The 19,272-nt window shown below is 61.1% G+C and carries 18 protein-coding genes, 2 tRNA genes and 1 other RNA gene; 11 read left to right on the top strand and 10 right to left on the bottom strand.

Annotated features, from left to right (window positions below; genetic code table 11):
• Window positions 1-182 precede the first annotated feature (182 nt).
• Window positions 183-258 (top strand) — tRNA-Cys (locus tag VJ109_RS06590).
• Window positions 259-646: 388 nt separating this feature from the next.
• Here VJ109_RS06590 and VJ109_RS06585 read toward each other — a convergent pair.
• Both VJ109_RS06585 and VJ109_RS06580 read right to left on the bottom strand, forming a co-directional pair.
• Entirely contained in the window at window positions 647-928 is a 282-nt protein-coding gene (locus tag VJ109_RS06585; protein WP_276179178.1) for an amphi-Trp domain-containing protein, read from the bottom strand.
• Window positions 929-998: 70 nt separating this feature from the next.
• Entirely contained in the window at window positions 999-1,205 is a 207-nt protein-coding gene (locus VJ109_RS06580; protein ID WP_324759973.1) for a DUF8149 family protein, read from the bottom strand.
• A 209-nt stretch (window positions 1,206-1,414) separates the two neighbouring features.
• Between VJ109_RS06580 and VJ109_RS06575 the strand changes: the two genes are divergently transcribed.
• Window positions 1,415-2,257, top strand: coding sequence for a DUF8231 family protein (locus VJ109_RS06575; RefSeq protein ID WP_324759972.1), 843 nt, complete (start codon window positions 1,415-1,417; stop codon window positions 2,255-2,257).
• Window positions 2,258-2,309: 52 nt separating this feature from the next.
• Here VJ109_RS06575 and VJ109_RS06570 read toward each other — a convergent pair whose 3' ends face one another.
• The 4 genes from VJ109_RS06570 to VJ109_RS06555 form a co-directional block, all read right to left on the bottom strand.
• Window positions 2,310-2,525, bottom strand: coding sequence for a DUF8123 family protein (locus VJ109_RS06570; protein ID WP_324759971.1), 216 nt, complete (start codon window positions 2,523-2,525; stop codon window positions 2,310-2,312).
• Between the two features lie 187 nt (window positions 2,526-2,712).
• Window positions 2,713-2,786, bottom strand: a tRNA-Lys gene (locus tag VJ109_RS06565).
• Window positions 2,787-2,820: 34 nt separating this feature from the next.
• On the bottom strand, window positions 2,821-3,492 hold the full coding sequence (locus VJ109_RS06560) for a DUF7119 family protein (RefSeq protein WP_324759969.1): 672 nt from the start codon (window positions 3,490-3,492) through the stop codon (window positions 2,821-2,823).
• Window positions 3,493-3,538: 46 nt separating this feature from the next.
• The gene (locus tag VJ109_RS06555) at window positions 3,539-3,697 is read right to left on the bottom strand and encodes a DUF8595 family protein (protein ID WP_324759968.1); all 159 of its coding nucleotides are present in this window, start codon (window positions 3,695-3,697) and stop codon (window positions 3,539-3,541) included.
• 272 nt (window positions 3,698-3,969) lie between these two features.
• Between VJ109_RS06555 and VJ109_RS06550 the strand changes: the two genes are divergently transcribed.
• The 8 genes from VJ109_RS06550 to VJ109_RS06515 all read left to right on the top strand — a co-directional run bounded on the left by VJ109_RS06550 (window position 3,970) and on the right by VJ109_RS06515 (window position 14,357).
• Window positions 3,970-4,311, top strand: a complete 342-nt coding sequence (locus tag VJ109_RS06550; RefSeq protein ID WP_276179190.1) for a DUF8134 family protein — start codon at window positions 3,970-3,972, stop codon at window positions 4,309-4,311.
• Between the two features lie 93 nt (window positions 4,312-4,404).
• Entirely contained in the window at window positions 4,405-6,168 is a 1,764-nt protein-coding gene (locus VJ109_RS06545) for a nitrite/sulfite reductase (RefSeq protein WP_324759966.1), read from the top strand.
• A 334-nt stretch (window positions 6,169-6,502) separates the two neighbouring features.
• Window positions 6,503-6,886: RNase P RNA component (gene rnpB / locus VJ109_RS06540), an RNA gene on the top strand.
• A 44-nt stretch (window positions 6,887-6,930) separates the two neighbouring features.
• Complete coding sequence (locus VJ109_RS06535) at window positions 6,931-7,926, top strand: matrixin family metalloprotease (protein ID WP_324759965.1); 996 nt, start codon at window positions 6,931-6,933, stop codon at window positions 7,924-7,926.
• Window positions 7,927-7,984: 58 nt separating this feature from the next.
• Window positions 7,985-8,596: a rubrerythrin family protein gene (locus tag VJ109_RS06530; protein ID WP_324759964.1), complete on the top strand. Its 612-nt coding sequence runs from the start codon at window positions 7,985-7,987 to the stop codon at window positions 8,594-8,596.
• Between the two features lie 69 nt (window positions 8,597-8,665).
• On the top strand, window positions 8,666-10,576 hold the full coding sequence (locus VJ109_RS06525; protein ID WP_324759962.1) for a methyl-accepting chemotaxis protein: 1,911 nt from the start codon (window positions 8,666-8,668) through the stop codon (window positions 10,574-10,576).
• Window positions 10,577-10,672: 96 nt separating this feature from the next.
• Window positions 10,673-12,736, top strand: a complete 2,064-nt coding sequence (uvrB, locus tag VJ109_RS06520; RefSeq protein ID WP_324759960.1) for an excinuclease ABC subunit UvrB — start codon at window positions 10,673-10,675, stop codon at window positions 12,734-12,736.
• Between the two features lie 91 nt (window positions 12,737-12,827).
• Window positions 12,828-14,357, top strand: a complete 1,530-nt coding sequence (locus tag VJ109_RS06515) for an ATP-binding protein (RefSeq protein WP_324759959.1) — start codon at window positions 12,828-12,830, stop codon at window positions 14,355-14,357.
• Window positions 14,358-14,630: 273 nt separating this feature from the next.
• Here VJ109_RS06515 and VJ109_RS06510 read toward each other — a convergent pair whose 3' ends face one another.
• The gene (locus VJ109_RS06510) at window positions 14,631-15,866 is read right to left on the bottom strand and encodes a transposase (RefSeq protein WP_324759957.1); all 1,236 of its coding nucleotides are present in this window, start codon (window positions 15,864-15,866) and stop codon (window positions 14,631-14,633) included.
• Window positions 15,867-16,300: 434 nt separating this feature from the next.
• Entirely contained in the window at window positions 16,301-17,482 is a 1,182-nt protein-coding gene (locus VJ109_RS06505) for an ISH3 family transposase (protein WP_324759955.1), read from the bottom strand.
• A gap of 518 nt (window positions 17,483-18,000) precedes the next feature.
• On the opposite strand from VJ109_RS06505, the gene VJ109_RS06500 reads away from it, so the two are divergent.
• Entirely contained in the window at window positions 18,001-18,501 is a 501-nt protein-coding gene (locus VJ109_RS06500; protein WP_324759954.1) for a hypothetical protein, read from the top strand.
• 10 nt (window positions 18,502-18,511) lie between these two features.
• On the opposite strand, the gene VJ109_RS06495 is transcribed toward VJ109_RS06500, so the two are convergent.
• Both VJ109_RS06495 and VJ109_RS06490 read right to left on the bottom strand, forming a co-directional pair.
• Complete coding sequence (locus tag VJ109_RS06495) at window positions 18,512-18,766, bottom strand: hypothetical protein (RefSeq protein WP_324759952.1); 255 nt, start codon at window positions 18,764-18,766, stop codon at window positions 18,512-18,514.
• Between the two features lie 110 nt (window positions 18,767-18,876).
• On the bottom strand, window positions 18,877-19,158 hold the full coding sequence (locus VJ109_RS06490; RefSeq protein ID WP_324759950.1) for a hypothetical protein: 282 nt from the start codon (window positions 19,156-19,158) through the stop codon (window positions 18,877-18,879).
• Window positions 19,159-19,272 lie beyond the last annotated feature (114 nt).

Genomic DNA, 19,272 nt, shown 5'->3' with positions numbered 1-19,272 from the left:
TTCATACCTATTCATGACCCACCGAAGAGAGTCATCGCTCTCGACGGTGGGTTTTTTGTCGTTTTTCGTGGAGTGGCAACGCTCCTTCTGACAAAGAGTACGGACCACCACAGATAATCCAGGATGATGCCGTTGAACGAATCCGCTACGCTTAAGCGGCGGACTCCAGTACTGACAACTGCGCCAAGGTGGCAGAGTCTGGCCTAACGCAGCGGCCTGCAGAGCCGCCCATCGCCGGTTCAAATCCGGCCCTTGGCTCTTTTAGCGGACAAACATTCAAGCGATTACTCTATCTGGGATCTGTGTCCGGAACATAAAGCAGCCAGCGTGGCAAGTGCCAACTCCGCCAGTTTGGTAGTCCGCGGCCGTCCGTCACGGGTAGCATCGAGATCGTGGTCGTTGGCTGACCCGTCTCGCGGTAGACGATCTCTGTCGCCACACCCCTCCAGTGGTTCGGAAACACGAGCAACTATCGTAATCATCGAAATATCGGCGTCGGACTCACGCTCGTCCCGCTGGCCTTGCAGTGTCAAACGGGGTTCGGATAACGGGACGAGACCCCTTCGAACACTGCTTTCGGGCTGGTCGTCCCGGTCGGTTTCCATCCATCCGGGACATTCGTTCCGAGCATATCGCCGCCGGAACGCTACTCGATCTCTAACGATCCACCGTCATCGCTACTGGCATCTTCGTCCCACTCCAGCTCGAACTCGACACTCAACTCGCCTGGCTGGCCGGCCGGTCCCTCGCGTTCGGCCTTGACCTCGAAGGTGGGGTTCGCTGGCGGGTCCATCGTCACCTCTTCGGCGCCCGCCCGAAGAGTGATACTTTCCCCGGAATCGAGGTTGTCTGCGACACGGCGGAGGAGCGTAGCGATCTCCGACCGGGATTGCGTCTGTTCGGATTTGAACAGTACTTCTTCTGGCATTGACAACTAGTTCGCCCGCAGTTCGGATAAATCCCCCAGTCAGGATTCGTTATCGATGGTCCGGTGACGTTCAGTCCAGGAGACCGAGGTCGTCCGCGAGGCGGTCGACGAGGTGGTCGAGGACCTCGGGATCGACCTGTGCGACCGACTCACCGTCATGAAATTGTTCGTTGTGGCTCCGGACCGACTCTTCGACCTCCTCGAACGCGATGCGTGTTCGGGTATCGCATTCCTCACAGATGACTGGGATTTCCGGTAGATCGTCCTCGGTAGTCATTTGCTCTCTTTTTGCGCAGGAGTCGCAAATAACAATTGGTTCCGTCCGCGCGCGAAGGCGTGCTGTCTGGACGAGTCGGGCCGTTGGCTCGCTCACAGATGAGATTACCGTCGACGGGCTGGGGTGACACCGTTCTGAGAGGGTGATTGGGCCGCCGACAGGCAACAGAAAAGTAATCGTTAAACGGCACGCAATCCGACCGTCCGAACATGCAACGACGAGCCGCGGCGGCATACTTCGTGTTCTTCCTCGTCGTCAGTGTCGCGGCGTACGCGTACATTGGCGTCGCGGAGAGCCAGCGGCCGGAGGTGACTCTCGATGCAGAGGCTGAATTGACAAACGACAGTACGTTCACGGCCGGCGAGACGACCTACACCGTCTCGAATATCCAACAAGGGAGTGATGGCGGATCGATGGCCGCCGACCTCGCCTGGACGAACGAGTCCAGTCAGTACACTGCGACGTTAGAGAACGGGTCGACGACCACCTATCAGAACGACTCGTATCTGATCCTGACAGACGGCGAATCCGGGACGGTCACGCTACGCGAGCAGCTCAACGTCACTCGGCTCCTCAGCGAGGACGATGCTGTCGAGGACACGCTGGCAACCCGAAACGGGACCGACTACGTCGTCTACCGGAACAACAGCACGCTCCGTCCGCTCGCGGAGTGGCTCCCTGAACCCGACACCGTCGAGTTCCAGACCGGCGAAAACTACCCCTACACGACCGATAGTGGGTCCCAACAGACGACCATCGCGACGGTCGACTCGGGGACGGCGACCCTAGAATGGATCGCTCCGCGAGACCGCTCCGCGGAACTCTCCGAGGGCGGGAACGTCACGCTTGACGACGGCCGGTACTTCGCTCACTTCCCGGACCAGAGTACGGTCCAGTTGGTCCCGATCGATCAGTACGGTGCCTACGAGGAGGACCTCGCGCGACAGGACTACTTCCACGAGCGCAAGAACGGTCTCTGGGGAATCTCGATCCTCTCGGGGATCGGTGCTGTGTTGGTTCTCGGGATGGCGTATCTCCCAGTCCGGGGCTGAACCAGCAGTTCCGCTCGACTAGTATTGATTCGGGACCGCCCGGATCACGTCACTATCCGTCGACGACGAAGCTCACGTAGAGGATACCGGCACCGATACCGCCCATCAGGAGTGCGCCGACGATCTGGATGATCGCGACCAACATCGTCTGTGCCGTCGCCCACGGGGCACCGATCAGGGTTCCCAGTGCGGCGAGAACGAGAAAGGCGCCCACCGCGGCGCCCAGTGGCTCTAGCGGGCTGTCGAAGGTGTTCCGTAGCGTGTTCATGTTCTGGTACTGGACAGTGTGGGTCCTAAATGATCCGGTCTCGTCTCGCCCCCGCTCGTCGGGTCGGCACAGAAACGGGCTGGGAGGGAGTTGAACCGGAGGATGACATGCTCGCTTCGCTGCGCGTGTCTTCCAGGGTTCAACTCCTCGGTGGCGTCTTCACTGCTCACTGCCGTTCGCAGGAAAACGGGCCGGGAGGGAGTTGAACCCCCGACCATCTGGTTAAAAGCCAGACGCTCTGCCTAACTGAGCTACCGGCCCTCGCACGAACGTGAGGGGAGAGTCGGCTAAGGGCTTACGGTCCGTCGTCGAGAAACGCCTCGATCGCCTCGTTGACGAGTTCCCCGGGTTCGGTCGCATCGATAGCGGCCTGTCGGCGGAGTTTACAGTAGGCGTCGATGTCGATTTCCAGCGTTAGCTCCCCGAGCGTGTAGCCCTCGGCAGCGAGTGCGTCGGCGACCGACGCGCCTTCGTTGACGGTGCTTGCGATCGTCCGGATCTGGCGGACGGTCAGATCGTGGTCGAGTGCGGCCCAGGCCAGGAGGAGGCGGGCTTTTCCGGAGACCCGCGCGATGTGTTTGGCGGCAGTCGGCGCGATCTTCCCTTTCGCGACCTGGACACGGACCGACCGTGGGAGGTCGTGGACCCGCGACCACTTCCGGATAAACGAGACGGTCGCGCCGTTGCCAGCCCGCTCGGCAGCCGCTTTGTACGATCCTTCACCACGGACCAGCGCCGCACAGGCGGCGGCGCCACGGAGGATGTAGACGTTGTCGGCGGCACCGGCGGTGTTCTGTGCGAACTGCCCGACGACATCGGCCGCGAGTTCGAGACTCTCGGGGTCGTCCGGATCGAACTCAACAGCCTCGTGGGCGTGCTGACCGGTGAACTGCGGGTCGCCACGGATGACCGGCTTCCCGACGGGGGATTCCCGGTCGGTCGATGGTTGGTCGGGCCGCTCTGGCATCGTCTTCCAGTTCGGCCCGGGGCCACAAAAGTATCTCGTAGGCCGGTTAGTCGTCGCCGGCTGCTGCTTCCCGCTGTTCGCTCATGTGTTCCCAGATTTCGGTACAGCCGCATCCGTCCTCGACGTTGTCGAGGTGATCGGTCGTCGGTTCTTCGAGTTCGCTTTCGGCGTCTGCCTCGTCGGTCGTTTGATTTACCTTCGTCATCGTTGTGAGCGGGTGAGGACCGGTTTGGTCATCTACCCGTGTCGCTATCCTTCGATAAGACACCCACACTCTTAAACCCGCTCTCCCCTGTAATCCCTTCCCTGGCTGCGGTGTATAGGCATAAATTTCTGGTTCCTCCGACAGTTCGGCTCCCCGCGAGAGGCGTGTGATTGATCCCCACTCACCCGTAGACGGAAAGCGGATCAGCCCGGCCCCGGCGAAACTTGCGAGCGCCGATGCCCTCAGGTACGAGCGCGATCTAATGAGATGTAATGACGACCGACGTTCACCAGCTTGACGACGGGGCCTGGATTTCCGTGAACGACTCTCGGGAAGTGAACGTCTCGGACCTGTGGCTGCTGGCGCGAAGCGACTTCTGTGACTGTGAGACGACTGATTTCCTCGCAGAGGGGTTCGTGAAAGTCGGGGTCGATCACCCGAATATCGAGGCTCGAATCGCTGGCCAGTGTATCGCATGTGGCGAAAGCGGTGTCACGGACTGGCTCGTCGTCGGCCGCGTCATAGACCCCGAGACCGGTGATTTCTCCGGTGTCGTCCACGAGAGCGTCCATATCCCGGAGAAACGCACCCGTCTTGCCCGTCCGCAGGAATAGGCAGTATTTTCTTATTTCACCGAGTGGGGGAGACGGTTGACGAGAAGACGCTGTGTATAAGTCTGGAGCGCTAGTGGAGTTACACAACCAGCCATGCCGAGCAAGGTAGAGAACTGGAAGGACGAAGTCTACGGTACCGAGATCCGCGAACATCTCCTGGAGTTCGCGGAAGAGGGATGGGAATCCATCCCGGAAGACGAACACGACGCCTGGTTCGAGCGCTTCAAATGGTGGGGACTGTACCACCAACGCTCCGGCCAGGAGTCGTATTTCATGATGCGCATCGGGACACCGAACGGCGTCATCGAACCCGGGCAACTGGAAGTCATCGGCGAGATCGCCCGCGACTACGCGACCGGCCCCGCCGACAACCCCGAGTTCGGGTCGGCCGTCTGTGACTGGACGACCCGCCAGTCGATCCAACTGCACTGGATCAAACTAGAGGACATCCCGGATATCTTCGAGAAACTCGAATCGGTCGGGCTCTCGACCCAGCAGGCCTGTGGTGACTCCTGGCGGAACATCGTCGGCTGTCCGGTTGCCGGCAAGGACAAACACGAGCACATCGACGCCTGGCCCGTCGCCGAGGACCTCCACGAGACGTTCAAGGGCAACGACGACTACGCCAACCTCCCGCGCAAGTGGAAGGTCTCCGTGACCGGTTGTGACGAGGGGTGTGGGCAGGGCGACATCAACGATCTCGCCTTCGAGCCCGCCGAGAAGAACGGCGAACTCGGCTTCAACATCCGTGTCGGCGGCGGCCTCTCCCGGAAGGAGGCCCGCCTCGCGCGCGATATCGACGTTTGGGTGCCACCGGAGCAGGCCGCCGACCTCGCCCATGGCATGTCCGCGCTGTTCCGCGAGTACGGCGACCGCGAGGACCGTTTCAACGCCCGCATCAAGTTCCTCATGGACGAGTGGGGTCCCCAGAAGATGCGCCAGGTGCTCCAGGACGAGTTCGTCGACTTCGAACTGGAGACCGCCGGCGAGGACATGCGGGATCAGTACACCTACAATTCCGGCGGCAACGAGGGCCACGACGACCACGTCGGCGTCCACGAGCAGGACGACGGCAACTACTACGTCGGCCTGAACGTCCTGGTCGGACGAATGGGTGCCGAGGACACGCTGGAACTGGCCGAGATCGCCGAGGAGTACGGCTCCGGTGAGGTCCGCCTGACCCAGCGCCAGAACGTCATCATCATGGATGTCCCCGAGGAGAACCTCGACGACCTCGAAAGCGAGTCCCTGCTGGAGGACTACTCGCCGAACCCCTCGCCGTTCATGCGCGGTTCGATCGCCTGTACCGGCACCGAGTACTGCTCGCTGTCGATCGTCGAGACGAAGAACCGCCAGGTCCGCTACGCACGCTGGCTCAAGGACAACGTCGAACTGCCCGCGGACCACGAGGACTTCCACATCCACCTCTCGGGCTGTACGGCCTCCTGTGCCCAGCCCCAGATCGCAGATGTCTCCCTGCGTGGGATGAAGACCCGCAAGGACGGCGAACCGGTCGAAGCCCTGGACATCGGTCTGGGCGGCGGCCTCGGCGAGGACCCGCGCTTTGCCGACTGGGTGGAGATGCGCGTCCCCGCCGACGAGGTGCCCGGTGCGATCAGGAACCTCGTGAACAACTTCACGGACCTGCGCGAAGGCGGCGAGACGTTCCGTGAATTCGTCGCGGACCGCGACGAGGACACTCTCGCCGAACTGGTCGAACCAGAGGAGACGGACTACCACGACCCGTACATGCACAACACGAAGATGACGTGGTACCCCTACGCAGAGGACGACTCGATGGATGCCTCGCCCGCGCCGACCAACGGCGAGGGTGAGCCGCTGCCGTCTGACGACTGAGAGCCCGCTGCTCGGCAGTCGGTTTTCGACGGTGTCTCGTTTTCCCCGTTCGTGACCCCGGTCAGCGACACGCTGGGTTCTGCCGTCGCGACACGCTCGCTGGCGGTGCGGTTGGCCGGGAGTGGTCGCCGTGCCACGACCTGGGGAAGGGTAGGGCCACCACAAGCATCCGGCGAGCGGAGCGAGCCGGTTCACGCGAATCGCGGAGCGATTCGCGCCTTTTTCGCCCACGTTTTTCGAGGAGTGGTTCGAGCGCGCCGAAGGCGCGACTCGAACCCGACGATGAAAAAGGTGGTTGGTAAGCGTTATTGCCGGCTATCGGTTAGTACCGTCTGGCAGAGGGAGGCCGGCCCCCGTGCCGCGAGGCATGAGGAAAGTCCCCCCACCCGTCCAGCAGGTGACCGGGCACAAGCCCGGGGCGGGAGACCGTCGGCACTGGAACAGCAACGACACGTCGTCGCCGGACCGATGAGGTGTGCGAATCCCGAGCGACAGTGTGGGGCCTCGCCCACACACTGGAAGCGAGGGAGAGCTAACCCACCGAGGGCCAACGTTGGCCGCCTGACGGCGCCCAACGCCGGCGACGGACCGATGGAACGGCGAATCCTCACCGGTGCAAGGCCGCGTCGACAGGTAGCTGGACACTGCGCGAACGCGCTGGACGTGGCCGCTGAGCCGAATGCCGGCCCGAACAGAAGGGGGCTTACTCCCCTCAGCCGTCTTTCATAACCGACAAATACGAACAGCCGAAGTAGTGGACTCATGAACAGAGCGGTCGCGGGTGCCGTCCTGGCACTCGTGGTGGTGCTGGCGGGCTGCAGTGGTGCGGGCGATCTCCGGCAGTTGGGGCTGGTCGGTGACGGGAAGCATCCACTCGCCGAGGAGACGGTCACTGTCGCTGTCGACGGGACGCCACGGGAGCGGGGGCTGACCTCCAGCGCCATCCGGTACTGGAACGAGAACGCCGGGCAGTACATCGATTTCAACGTCACGTTCCGGGTGCTCGCGGGCGATGGCAGCCAGCGGGACCCGGATGTCGTCGTCACGTACACCGAATCGGTGACCGGCTGCGGGGACGACGACCTCTCGGCGGGGTGTTCCCCGCGGCCCAACGCGTCGACGGGACTCGAACGACCCGCGGAGATCGAGGTTCAACGCGGGTTATCCAACGAATCGACGATCCTGGTGGCGAAACACGAGTTCGGGCACCTGCTCGGGTTGCGCCACGACGACGAGCCCCAGTCGGTGATGTATCACGAACGCGATCTCTCGACGCGTGACCGGCCCAACGCCAGCGAGCGCGCATACCCCTGGGAGGAGGCGAGGATCACCGTCGCAGTCCGGAACGGATCACTGCCGGCCGAGGAGCGCGCTGTCTACCGGGAGGAGGTGGCCTACGCGGTCGCGTACTTCCGCTCGGGAGCCGACGGGGCGGTTCCGTCGAACCTCGCTGTCCGCACCGTCGAGGACCCCGACGCGGCGGATGTCGTCGTCACGCCCGTCGAGAACTCCCAGTGTCGGGACTCCCCGGGGTCGTGCTCGTTGGTCCGCGGCGAGGACCCTGACGACGACAGTGCCCTAGAGACGTACAGACGGGTCGAGATCGAGACCCAGGGGATCGACACCGACGCGATCAGTTGGCACGTGGCCAGACAGCTCGCACAGGCGCTTGGAATCACCCGTGACGAACTGTCGGCCCCGCTTACGACCCGTGATCCCGAACAGCGCCGAGGACAGTGGCACGGGGAGCCCGGGTGAACACGCACGATCACTGTCGGTCGATGGGTACAAACCGTCGCCGCGTCCAGCTACCTGTATGAACGCTGAGGACCTCATCGACGCAGTCCGTGACGACAAGCAGACGGAGCTTTCGCGACTTGGCTCCTCGAAGATGCTGTACGCCGACACTCGCGGCGAGATGGAACCCGAAACCGTCACCGCCGCCGCGGCCGCACGCGAGCAGGCAGCCCACGAGACGTTCGACGCCTGGAGCGCCGACGGTGACGACGATGCCGCGGCGCTGTTCGCCGACGCCGCTAGCGACGCCGCCGACCGGCTCGCCGACATCGACGTTGCGCCCGCCGACCGGTCGTTCGCCGTCGACGCCGTGCTGGCCGGACTCGACGGGACCGTCGAACGACTCGGTGGCTTGCTGGGCTGGACACTCGTCGACCAGAAGGTCAAAGAACAGCTCACCGGCTTCTTCACCGGGCAGGCCGACCCACAGACCGCCAGTACGTACCGGAGCGCCGGGAAGGATGTCGCGGCACTGCGGACCGAGGCAGGCGACCTGCTGGAGACGCTCTGTGAGAACGAGGACGACTGGGGAGCCGCCCAAACGGCCGCGGCCGATGTCGTCGAAGCGGCCTACGAGGAGTATTTCGAGACTCTCGAGGAGTTAGGTGTCAACCCGAAGCCGGTCTGTTGAGCACCGACCAGTTTCTCACGTGTGATAGCTGGCCACATTGTTTTTGTTCATCGAGGGCTGTCTATCGCTATGTCTGATGCCACGGGATCGGTCGGGGCGGGCCTTCTCCCGGTCAAACGGTGGGAGCGAACGTTGCGGGACTTCGTGAAGTACACGCCGAGTGGGGACACGATACCCGACGAGACGTGGCGGGGGCGACACCGGAACGTCCTCCGCCTGTTGGTCGCACACGTCCCCGTCCTGTTCCTGTTGGGGACCTTCGAGGGGACCGAATCGGTCGTTACCGGGGCCACACTCCCGGCGATCCCGCTGACGAACGTCTTCGTGGAACTCGGCGCTATCCTGACGCTGGCCGCGCTCGCACGGTGGTCGAGGCTCGGACGCCGGACCCGGACGGGGCTGGCGACGATGGGGCTGGTGACCTCATCGGCGATTCTCGTCCACTTCTCGGGCGGGTACATCGAGGCGCACTTCCATTTCTTCGTGGTGATGGCCGTCGTGGCGGTCTACGAGGATTGGCTCCCGTTCGTGCTGGGGATCGTCTACGTCGCTATCCAGCACGGCTACTTCGGCATGATCGACCCGAGCCGGGTGTACAACCACGCCGCCGCGATCAACAACCCGTGGGCGTGGGCAGTCATCCACGCCGTCTTCGTCCTCGCGCTGGCTGGCGCGCTGATGACGAACTGGTACTCGACCGAACGCTCCCGGGAGGAGGCACGGAACCGCCTCGAAACCGCCCGTGAAAAGACCGCTGAGGTTGAGGACCTCGAAGCCAAGAACGCCGAGATCGAGCGGGCCCGGACCGAAGCCGAGCAGGCAACACAGGAAGCAGAGCAACGCCGGGAGGAGGTCGAACGGATCAACGAACACCTCGAGCGGAAAGCGGACGCCTACAGTGCCGCGATGGCGAAGGCCGCCGACGGCGACCTCACGGTCAGGCTCGACAGCGAGAGCGAGAACGAGGCGATGGTTCAGATCGCCGAGTCGTTCAACGTGATGCTGAGCGAGACCGAAGCGACGATGAAAGAGATCCAGCGGTTCGCCGCCGAGGTCACGACCGCCAGCGCGGAGGCCGAGAGGCGGACCGGTTCGGTCACGGCGGCGAGCCAGGCGGTGCGCGGGTCGATCGAGGAGATCTCGGAGGGTGCGACCGAACAGCGCGAGATGCTCTCGGATGTCTCCAACGAGATGAGTGACCTCTCGGCGACCGTCGAGGAGGTCGCCGCCTCCGCCGCGTCGGTCACCGAGGCCTCACAGGAGACTGCCGAGATCGCCGAAGCCGGTGAACGGACCGCCAAACAGGCCATCGAGAACGCTCGGGAGAGCCAGCACGCGATCGATTCGACCGTCGACAACGTCGAACGGCTGGACGAGCGAATGGCCGAGATCGGCGAGATCGTCGAACTGATCGGTGATATCGCCGAGCAGACGAACATGCTGGCGCTGAACGCCAACATCGAGGCGGCCCGTGCGGGCACCGGTGAGGGCGGCGACGGGTTCGCCGTCGTCGCCGACGAGGTCAAGCAGTTGGCCGAGGAGACCCGCCAGTCGGCCCAGGAGATCGAACAGCTCATCGAGGAGACCCAGGCCCAGACGGAGACGACCGTCGACGAGGCCCGCGAGGCGAAAGCGTACATGCAGGACGCCGTCGAGGTCGTCGAGGAGGCCGTCGAGACGTTCACCCGTGTCGCCGAGAACGCGGAGTCGACCGACCGCGGAATCAGGGAGATCAGCGATGCGGCCGACGAACAGGCCAACAGCACCGAACAGGCCGTCTCGACGGTCGATACCGTCGCGGAGATCAGCCAGACAACCGCCGAGGAGGCGGACCGCGCGTCGACGGCCGTCGTCGAGCAGGCCGAGACCGTCTCGGAAGTCAGCGAGAACGTCGAGACACTCAGCGACCGGGCACAGGAACTCCAGTCGCTGCTGGCGAAGTTCGAGGTCGGTGAGGCCACTGCCGAGACATCCCCGTAACCGACGGTTCGAAAGCCCTGTCGTTCGACGGTCAGCTGTGGATGATTCACTGGCGCGACCGCGCCGCTCAAGTCGTTGGACGCCTACTGTCCGACAATGAGCGACGCCGGAGGCCCGCTTTCGAGAGACCGGCCGGACGTAGACCGCGAGTTCCGGGTCGACGCCCCCTTCGACCCCGCCGGCGACCAGCCCGAGGCCATCGAGCAACTGGCAGCGGGGTTTCGCCAGGGGATGGACGAACAGACGCTCCTGGGGGTCACTGGGTCGGGCAAGACCAACACCGTCTCCTGGGTCGTCGAGGAGATCCAGCAGCCGACGCTGGTCATCGCACACAACAAGACGCTGGCAGCGCAGTTGTACGAGGAGTTTCGCACCCTCTTCCCGGACAACGCCGTCGAGTATTTCGTCTCCTACTACGACTACTACCAACCGGAGGCCTACGTCGAACAGACGGACACGTTCATCGACAAGGACGCCTCGATCAACGACGAGATCGACCGCCTGCGCCACTCCGCGACCCGGTCGCTGCTGACCAGGGACGACGTGATCGTCGTCGCCTCGGTCTCGGCGATCTACGGGCTTGGTGATCCGCGCAACTACGTCGACATGTCTCTCTCGCTGGAGGTCGGTCAGGGGATCGACCGCGACGAGGTGTTGGCGCGGCTTGTCGATCTGAACTACGAGCGCAACGACGTCGACTTCACGCAAGGGACCTTCCGCGTTCGGGGGGACACCCTCGAAATATATCCGATGTACGGCCGCTACGCCATCCGCGTGGAGTTCTGGGGTGACGAGATCGACCGGATGCTGAAAGTCGATCCCCTGGAGGGCGAGGTCAAAAGCGAGGAACCCGCGGCTTTGATCCACCCGGCCGAACACTACTCGATCCCCGAGCAACGGCTCGAACGGGCGATCGAGGAGATCGAGGAGCTGCTGGCGGAACGCATCAGCTACTTCGAGCGCCAGGGCGACCACGTCGCCGCCCAGCGCATCGAGGAGCGGACTACCTTCGACATCGAGATGATGGAGGAGACGGGCTACTGTTCGGGCATCGAGAACTACTCGGTCCACCTCTCGGACCGCGAGAGCGGGGAAGCGCCCTACACGCTGCTGGATTACTTCCCCGACGAGTTCCTGACGGTCGTCGACGAGTCCCACCAGACGTTGCCACAGATCCGCGGCCAGTTCGAGGGCGACAAGAGCCGCAAGGAGAGCCTCGTCGAGAACGGCTTCCGGCTCCCGACCGCCTTCGACAACCGACCGCTGACCTTCGAGGAGTTCGAAGAGAAGACCGACCGGACGCTGTACGTCTCGGCGACGCCGGGCGACTACGAACGCCAGGAGAGCGCACAGATCGTCGAGCAGATCGTCCGGCCGACCCATCTCGTCGATCCTTCGGTCGAGATCTCCGACGCCACTGGACAAGTCGAGGACCTCCTGGACCGGATCGACGAGCGGGTCGACCGCGACGAGCGCGTGCTGGTGACGACGCTGACGAAGCGAATGGCCGAGGACCTCACCGAGTATCTGGAGGAAGCAGGTGTCGACGTGGCCTACATGCACGACGAGACGGACACGCTCGAACGCCACGAACTCATCCGCTCGCTGCGACTCGGTGAGATCGACGTGCTCGTGGGTATCAACCTCCTCCGGGAGGGACTGGACATCCCCGAAGTGAGTCTCGTCGCGATCCTCGACGCCGACCAGGAGGGCTTCTTGCGTTCGGAGACGACGCTCGTCCAGACGATGGGCCGGGCGGCCCGCAACGTCAACGGCGAGGTGGTGTTGTACGCCGACGAAACCAGTTCGGCGATGGCCTCGGCGATCGAGGAGACCCAGCGCCGCCGGGAGATCCAACAGCAGTACAACGCGGACCACGGCTTCGAACCGACGACCATCGAGAAGGAGATCGGCGAGACGAACCTTCCGGGCAGCGAGACCGACACCAGCGACGTTGCGGGGGACGGCCCTGACGACGCCGACGCGGCCGCCCGGCAGGTCGACCGCCTCGAAGAGCGAATGGAGGAAGCCGCCAACAACCTGGAGTTCGAACTGGCCGCCGACATCCGGGACCGGATTCGCGAACTCCGCGAGGAGTTCGACCTGGCGGGTGGTGGTGAGGACGACGGCGGCGTCCCGGCGCCCGGACCCGAGTTCTGAACGGTCGTGTGTGGTGCCCGAACCCGGATAACTGTTTTCAGCGTCCGTACCAACTACTGTTCACGCCGCGGGTGCAGGCCCGTGACATTTCATGTATCCAGACGTGACGCGCCGACTCTCGCCGGCCGGGCTCGTCGTCGCAGTGCTCGGATTCTTGCTGACCAGGTTCACCGTCACGTTAGCCGCCGCGGACGATCCGATGCAGTTCGTGCTGGCCGGTATCGCACCGCTGCTCCTTGGACTCGGGCTGTCGGCGTTTGGCATCGCCCTGACCGTCGGTGAGTTCGAACCCCCGTTCGTCCGTACGGTCACGCTGTGGTGTCTCGCGGGGACGGCCTCGATGTTCGTCCTCGTCGTTTTGACCCTCGTGGGCAACGACGGGATGGCTGCGATGGCATCCGTCCAGTCACGGACGTACCTCTCGAACTTCCTCATCGGCGGGGGCGTCGGCGGCGCGCTCACTGGCGTCTACGCCGGGCGAGCCAACAGACAGCAGCGGGACCTCCAGCAACAGGCCGCCCGCCTCGACATGGTCAACCGTATCCTCCGTGACCGGGTGCTGAACGCGCTGACGGTCATCAGGGGCCGCTCGGAAGTCGCGAAGAACCGTGAGGATATTCCTGCTGACCAGACCTTCGGCGTCATCAGGGACCGTTCGGACGCCGTCCAGACGACCGTCGAGAACGTGAAACACATCACCTGGCACGGGCGGGCGGAGTCGGCGCTGGAACCGGTCGCAGTGGCACCTGCCGTCGAACGCGCCCTCGAACGTGTGGGTTCGGACTACCCTGACGCCGCCTACGACCGGTCGCTCGATATCGCGTCGGACGTGACGGTGGCCGCGAACACGCTCTTGACGGACCTCGTCGCCCACCTGATCGAGAACGCCGTCGTCTACAGCGACGCGGCGACCCCACGTGTCTCGGTATCGCTGTCGGCCACAACGGAGACGGTCATTCTCACGGTCGCCGACAACGGCCCTGGACTCCCCGAGCGTCAGCGGGACCTCCTCGACCGTGGCGTGATCGGGCAGTACGACGACCGTTCGACCGGCTTCGGTCTCGACCTCGTCCGACTGCTCGCCGATAGCTACGGCGGGACGACTGATGCGACCGTCTCCGAGGACGGGACGACGATCGAAGTCCGACTCCCGCGGGTGAGCGAGGCCGACGAACACCCCGATCTCGTCGAGGAGACCGTCTACGGCATCCCGCCCCGACGGCTCGCCATCGCCGTCGGCGCATCGCTGTTGGCAGGTGTCGTGATGGGAGTACCGCTCCAGTTACTGGCGGGATCGGTCCCGGTGATCGGTGCGCTGTACGGCGTCACCGACATCTGGGTCGGCTGGATCACCCACGAGTTCCACAGTATCGTCTTCGGACTCGTCTACGGCGCACTGGTCGTCGCCCTCCCCGTCGAAGACGACCCGTTCCGGTACGTCGGTGTCGGCGTCGCCTGGGCACTGGTCCTGTGGCTGTTTGCTGCCGGCGTGGTGATGCCGCTGTGGCTCGGATTACTGGGGTTCACGGCGTCACTGCCGTCGCTTTCGCTGATGTCACTGTTCGGGCATCTCGTTTGGGGGGTCTCGCTGGGAGGCGCATACTGGGTCGGGACTCGCTGACCCGGCGGTTCGGCGCTCTGGGAGCACCTCCGGACGGTGAGCCTCGGGTCTGTGTCGCTGTGGCGCTCGGCAGAAAGTCGGAGTTTGACCGAGTAACAAACAAAAAACCAGATTAACTCACTCGTCAAAGGAATGATTTGACGGTCTATCGTTGGTTCCCCTCACAGTCTATCAATACTGATTAGAAATCAGTGATATGATGGACAAATCCGCGGTCAAGAGAAAGTGTCGCCACTCACGGTTGCAACTGACCGAAGTAAGTCAGGTATGAAACTAACCGATACCAGAGCCGATGCAGAACGCGATTATTTCCGTCACCTCTCCTGCGGGCATCGGAGGCTTCTCCCCCATATGAACATCAAACCACGTTCGTAAGAGCAAATTCGTCAACCGCCACACGTTGTACATCAATACTGCGGCGACGAAGTAGAACAACCTGACGCGATAATCAGACGACGTTGTTCGTGGCAGGAAATGCTCTTTGATGGATTTATACTCGTTCTCAATCATCCAACGGTCTCTATACTGCGAGACTAAGCCAGGAGAACGCTCAACTGGAACATCCGCGTTCGTGAGCATGATTGCATAGTCCCCACCGTCTGTTTGGAAATAAATAAAATCCACATCGTGAGTTCGCCCATCAACTGTAAGCGGCACACTATTCTTTACACCGATGTCCGCTGAAGGGTGTGAGTTGACTTTCTCAATGTCTTCTAAGTCCTGAGCGGCGCTAGCCCGCTTCGGAATTAGATACGTCATCCCTTTCCTGTCAATCACATCTCTAACAGCATGACCATCGAACTCACGGTCAGCCATCACCTTGTGGATGTCTACGTACTGTTCTGCTTTTGAAAGCAGCCTGTCCACCACCGCTGCTTTTGACAAACTCGCCGCCGTGTCACTCTCCCAGTTTGAGTTCTCTTTTACTGGCTCGATAGCTAGTACGATGGGTGTGTTTTCCCCGATGATGGTTAGCGTGGCGAACTTGTACCCACGTTCGTATTCCTCATTGACGCTCTCTTCAGACGGTCCAGTATACCCACTCACCATCTTCGGAAAGTCTTCCTTGGGAATATTGAGGTCGCGGTTTCTCCACGGGGATGGGTAGAACCGCCACGGTGTAATGTCAATTGCGACGTTGACTGGCTCTCGCAGGTTTTCTTCAAAGTCTGTCTGCTCTATGAGGTTTTCAATCGCACTGTCAAACGGTTCGAGCAACGTATTCCGAATCTGTTTCCACTTCTGTGGACCCGCTGGATTAGAGAATTCTGACAACTCGGTTTGAGGGTCTGGCGCACCGAGTTTCTTAATCGTGCGTGTGTGGGTGTCTCCGTGGGGCATTTCGTCGCGTGGACTCAATCTACTGGCCCGCCGTTTTGTTCGGCGCTTCCCATGTGCTGTCATTGAGAGATACGCCTGTAGTTCCCAGTATACCTCATCATCGTACTTTGCGTTCTCAGCACGGTCTGTAGCGAACTCAGTGAATACTCTATCACGAGCAGTTTGCACCGTGCGCAGAATCTCATCTTCAGTTAGTCCCTTTTGACCCCGTTCATCCGGTTGGATTGGCGGTTCCTTGTCGGGTGAACTGAGCAAGTCACATTCGGAAGCAATCTCACGGATTCCTTCAGCAGCGGTCGTCAGTACCTGTCGGTCGGAAAGCGACAACCGATTTCTATACGTGTACGACAATGCCTGTTGAGTCGGTGCCCGCTTCAGCCCAAACCGAACTTGGAGATATGCCCATCGCTGGAGACGACTTCGGTAGTTCCCATCGTTCCTGATTGCTGACTCGATTTCTGGAAGGAACTGAACGAGATCAGAGCGACCGATTCAATGAGTCGAACAAAGACGGCGGTCTCACGCCAGTGAGAGCGCCGTCAGCCCAGACAAGAGGCGAAGCTGTCGCTCATGTACAGGTCTGCCGCTGGACGCGGGCAGCTTCAGCCCGCGTCCAGCTCGCTGTAGGTCGCCGGGATTCCGACACCGTTGGTTGGTGCTTCCCACTTCCGGCTCAAGGTGTCGTCAAGAGCGTGATCAACCCACTCCCGGAACACCTCGAAGCGGAACCAGACGGGTAGTGCTCGCCCGCCGCGTCGCGGCGTGGCGAGCACGCCCCATCGGACAATCGCCCAGAGGTTCCGTAGCAGGAAGCTCACGAGGATGAACAACAACCGAACGGCTGGATTGGTTGTACTCGTTCGCGCACGCGCTTCACGCATCGTCCGAAACGCTGTCTCGATGGCTGATCGTTTCTGGTAGAGAGCTTCAACTTCCTTCGGCGTGCGATCGGTCAGATCGCACGCCACGTAGGCCCGCACGAGCAACCCGTGTTTGCCTCGGTTGCCTTGTTGGTAGGAGACACAGACCGCGAGCGGGAAGCGCAGTTCCCGCTCGCTTCCCTTGTACATCACGTACTCCGTCCAGTAGGAGACCGTCGTGTCCAGTTTCTCGGCCATCTGCTTCCCACGGCGGACGATCGGAAGAGCGACTGGTGCCACGGCATCCAGTCGCTCGATTGATGCACCGTTGTAGAAGCCGCGGTCGGCGAGAAGTCCAGCCACGGTGAACGGTAGGGCCGCGACGTGGTCGAGCAGTCGCTCGACCGCGTCGCTTGTTGGTTCGTCTCCACGGACGGGCGTGACGGCGATGACGAGTGGTTTAGCTCGACAGAGGACGAATCCAGCGAGGTAGCGATGGCACTTGCTGGTGCCATCGCGGGGTTTCGTGTGGCAGAGTTCGCCACCGTCAGTGTGAGGACAACCGTGGTAATGGATATCGACGAAGTCGAGGCAGATGATCCTCGGACCGGGGCCGAGGATCATCGCCGCCTGTTGAGCGAAGATGTCGTTGACGGCGGCTTCAAGGTCATCTGCTGGAACGGTGTGCAGTTGTTTGAGGGTGTAATCGTCGGAGTAGCTTCCACGAGTGGTATCTGTGACGGCTTTGATGGACTTCTGACCGACAGCAGCTTGCAGCAGCGTTTGACGGATGATCCCGGAGTCGAAGCCGCAGCCTTCGACTCCAGGGATCGGAATCGCTGCGAGTAGATTAAGCGCTAAGGTTTCAAGGTCAGAGGCCGTAAGAACAGTGTCTGGGTGGTAGAGAAATTCCACAACACCCATCCAGACGCTTTCTGCGAACGTAACCTCGTCAGTTGTAACTATCCGCTGACTCGATGGGAACTACCGACTTTGGACTTCTCTTTGACTAAACCCACAGACTTTCTGATACAGCAGTGTTCTTATTACTGACTCAAAACCTAATTCTCCTGGGTACGTGTTTGCGTACTGGTCCGTAAACGTATCATCTGGGATTTCAAGGTCACCAATGACGCGAGTGATGTGGTCGTGGACCCGACAGAGGGCTTCAGCCTCATCAATTAGTGCCGCCGCTCTAACTTGAGGCGTCCCGGACGACGGCTTGTCAGCGTCCACCATTTCTCGACTAGGGCTATGAGTTAGATTTTAACTATATTTCAGTGTGGTATTTCCAATTCTTCCAGGCTACACAGGCTTCTAACGGGCTAAAGTATCAGTCAGTGCCGGGAAAACGCACTGGTGTTACCAGGGTAATAATCAAACGGCGGTTAAATCTTAATCCGTGCTCAGATATTTTACAGAGTCCCGATGAGAGTGAGTATATGCCCCTCTCAACTAGCGAGTATCTGTCTAGAAAGGGAACAATTGAGGTACTATGTGCGATTTCGCCATCGGGGTCTCAATTCGAAGAGTTGGTAACCGAGGTCTCAATCAGTCGTCCAACAGTATCACAGCGCCTGACAGAAGGGCAGGAAGTTTCACTTCTTCATCGTAAAGCTGTCACAAGACCGAATGGCACGACACACTTGCACGCTCTAACACCGCGGGGAGCAACAATCAGAGTTCGGCTTTTTGAACAAGGAACTGTTCTTTCTTACAGACAGTACAATCAAGCCAGGAAAGAATTTAATAAGAGTATCAGTGAATTCCATAATTCTGTTGACGAACACCCTCCAGATTTGAGTGATGAACGAGCGAACGAACAAAATTTGAAGACAATTCTGCAGAGAGATAATATTTCAGTAGATAACGAACAAGCAGACGTAGAAACCGAAGAAGACGACTCTGAACAGGAAGATGACGCTGATAACAGTGAAGAATAAAGTTGATTAATTAGATTGTTGGAGGACTTAGGTTTTTCATCTGGAAATCAGACTTCGGTACGTACCTCCCAGCGAGGACCGCAAGCTCGCGTGTTCGTTCAATGTCTGCAAGGTTGTGCAGTAGAAGGTCTTCCCAGTTTCCTTCCTCAAAGGCAGTAACTGCACTGCCGCTGTCATCGAACGGGTCGCAGTCGTCGTTTCCAATTAATTTCTGGTACACGCTCACGAGGTCGTTCTTGTCGTCTGTGTCGAACCGGTTCATCATCGTCATCACGTCCGCGTACGCGATGTCTGGGAACGGCCACTCAACACTACACCGAACGCACGCACTGCGGACGAACGGGAGGTCAAAGCCTTGCTTCCATGTTTCGCCGTTTACGCGGTCAGGTAGTGACGGTCTCCGTCGATACTCTGGTCTGCGAAGTCCGATAACGCCCGTAGAAGTGTCTCCTCATCTTTGCAGACTCTTATTTGGACATGTGACCCTGATTCAGTTTCCAGAACCGTCTCAAGCGCCGTTGCGTTAGCCGTGCGTCCATTGGTGTTCAGTGCCAGCCAGGAACCTATATCAGTCGCCACGCCCGCGACCGTGATGACCGAATCTGGGTCCAAACCAGACGTTTCGATATCGAACGCTATCGGTTTGAGGTCGGACATATCTTGTAGTGTCGTTCACGTAGGGTAAGGGCAAGCGTGCAGTTTCCACATTTCCAATACCCAGATTGGAATCACTGAGAGGAGTAGATTTATACCGAAGACTCCCATAATATC

This window comes from Haloarcula montana (assembly GCF_035666295.1).
GTDB lineage: Archaea > Halobacteriota > Halobacteria > Halobacteriales > Haloarculaceae > Haloarcula > Haloarcula montana.
Note: the sequence above shows the minus strand (reverse complement) of the source record. Positions and strands in the feature narration are given on the sequence as shown.

Excerpts from the sequence above, each read along its gene's own strand:
- VJ109_RS06585 (WP_276179178.1), bottom strand. The coding sequence starts at position 928 with ATGCCAGAAGAAGTACTGTTCAAATCCGAACAGACGCAATCCCGGTCG.
- VJ109_RS06580 (WP_324759973.1), bottom strand. The coding sequence starts at position 1,205 with ATGACTACCGAGGACGATCTACCGGAAATCCCAGTCATCTGTGAGGAA.
- VJ109_RS06575 (WP_324759972.1), top strand. The coding sequence starts at position 1,415 with ATGCAACGACGAGCCGCGGCGGCATACTTCGTGTTCTTCCTCGTCGTC.
- VJ109_RS06570 (WP_324759971.1), bottom strand. The coding sequence starts at position 2,525 with ATGAACACGCTACGGAACACCTTCGACAGCCCGCTAGAGCCACTGGGC.
- VJ109_RS06560 (WP_324759969.1), bottom strand. The coding sequence starts at position 3,492 with ATGCCAGAGCGGCCCGACCAACCATCGACCGACCGGGAATCCCCCGTC.
- VJ109_RS06555 (WP_324759968.1), bottom strand. The coding sequence starts at position 3,697 with ATGACGAAGGTAAATCAAACGACCGACGAGGCAGACGCCGAAAGCGAA.
- VJ109_RS06550 (WP_276179190.1), top strand. The coding sequence starts at position 3,970 with ATGACGACCGACGTTCACCAGCTTGACGACGGGGCCTGGATTTCCGTG.
- VJ109_RS06545 (WP_324759966.1), top strand. The coding sequence starts at position 4,405 with ATGCCGAGCAAGGTAGAGAACTGGAAGGACGAAGTCTACGGTACCGAG.
- VJ109_RS06535 (WP_324759965.1), top strand. The coding sequence starts at position 6,931 with ATGAACAGAGCGGTCGCGGGTGCCGTCCTGGCACTCGTGGTGGTGCTG.
- VJ109_RS06530 (WP_324759964.1), top strand. The coding sequence starts at position 7,985 with ATGAACGCTGAGGACCTCATCGACGCAGTCCGTGACGACAAGCAGACG.
- VJ109_RS06525 (WP_324759962.1), top strand. The coding sequence starts at position 8,666 with ATGTCTGATGCCACGGGATCGGTCGGGGCGGGCCTTCTCCCGGTCAAA.
- uvrB (WP_324759960.1), top strand. The coding sequence starts at position 10,673 with ATGAGCGACGCCGGAGGCCCGCTTTCGAGAGACCGGCCGGACGTAGAC.
- VJ109_RS06515 (WP_324759959.1), top strand. The coding sequence starts at position 12,828 with ATGTATCCAGACGTGACGCGCCGACTCTCGCCGGCCGGGCTCGTCGTC.
- VJ109_RS06505 (WP_324759955.1), bottom strand. The coding sequence starts at position 17,482 with ATGGGTGTTGTGGAATTTCTCTACCACCCAGACACTGTTCTTACGGCC.
- VJ109_RS06500 (WP_324759954.1), top strand. The coding sequence starts at position 18,001 with ATGCCCCTCTCAACTAGCGAGTATCTGTCTAGAAAGGGAACAATTGAG.
- VJ109_RS06495 (WP_324759952.1), bottom strand. The coding sequence starts at position 18,766 with ATGATGAACCGGTTCGACACAGACGACAAGAACGACCTCGTGAGCGTG.
- VJ109_RS06490 (WP_324759950.1), bottom strand. The coding sequence starts at position 19,158 with ATGTCCGACCTCAAACCGATAGCGTTCGATATCGAAACGTCTGGTTTG.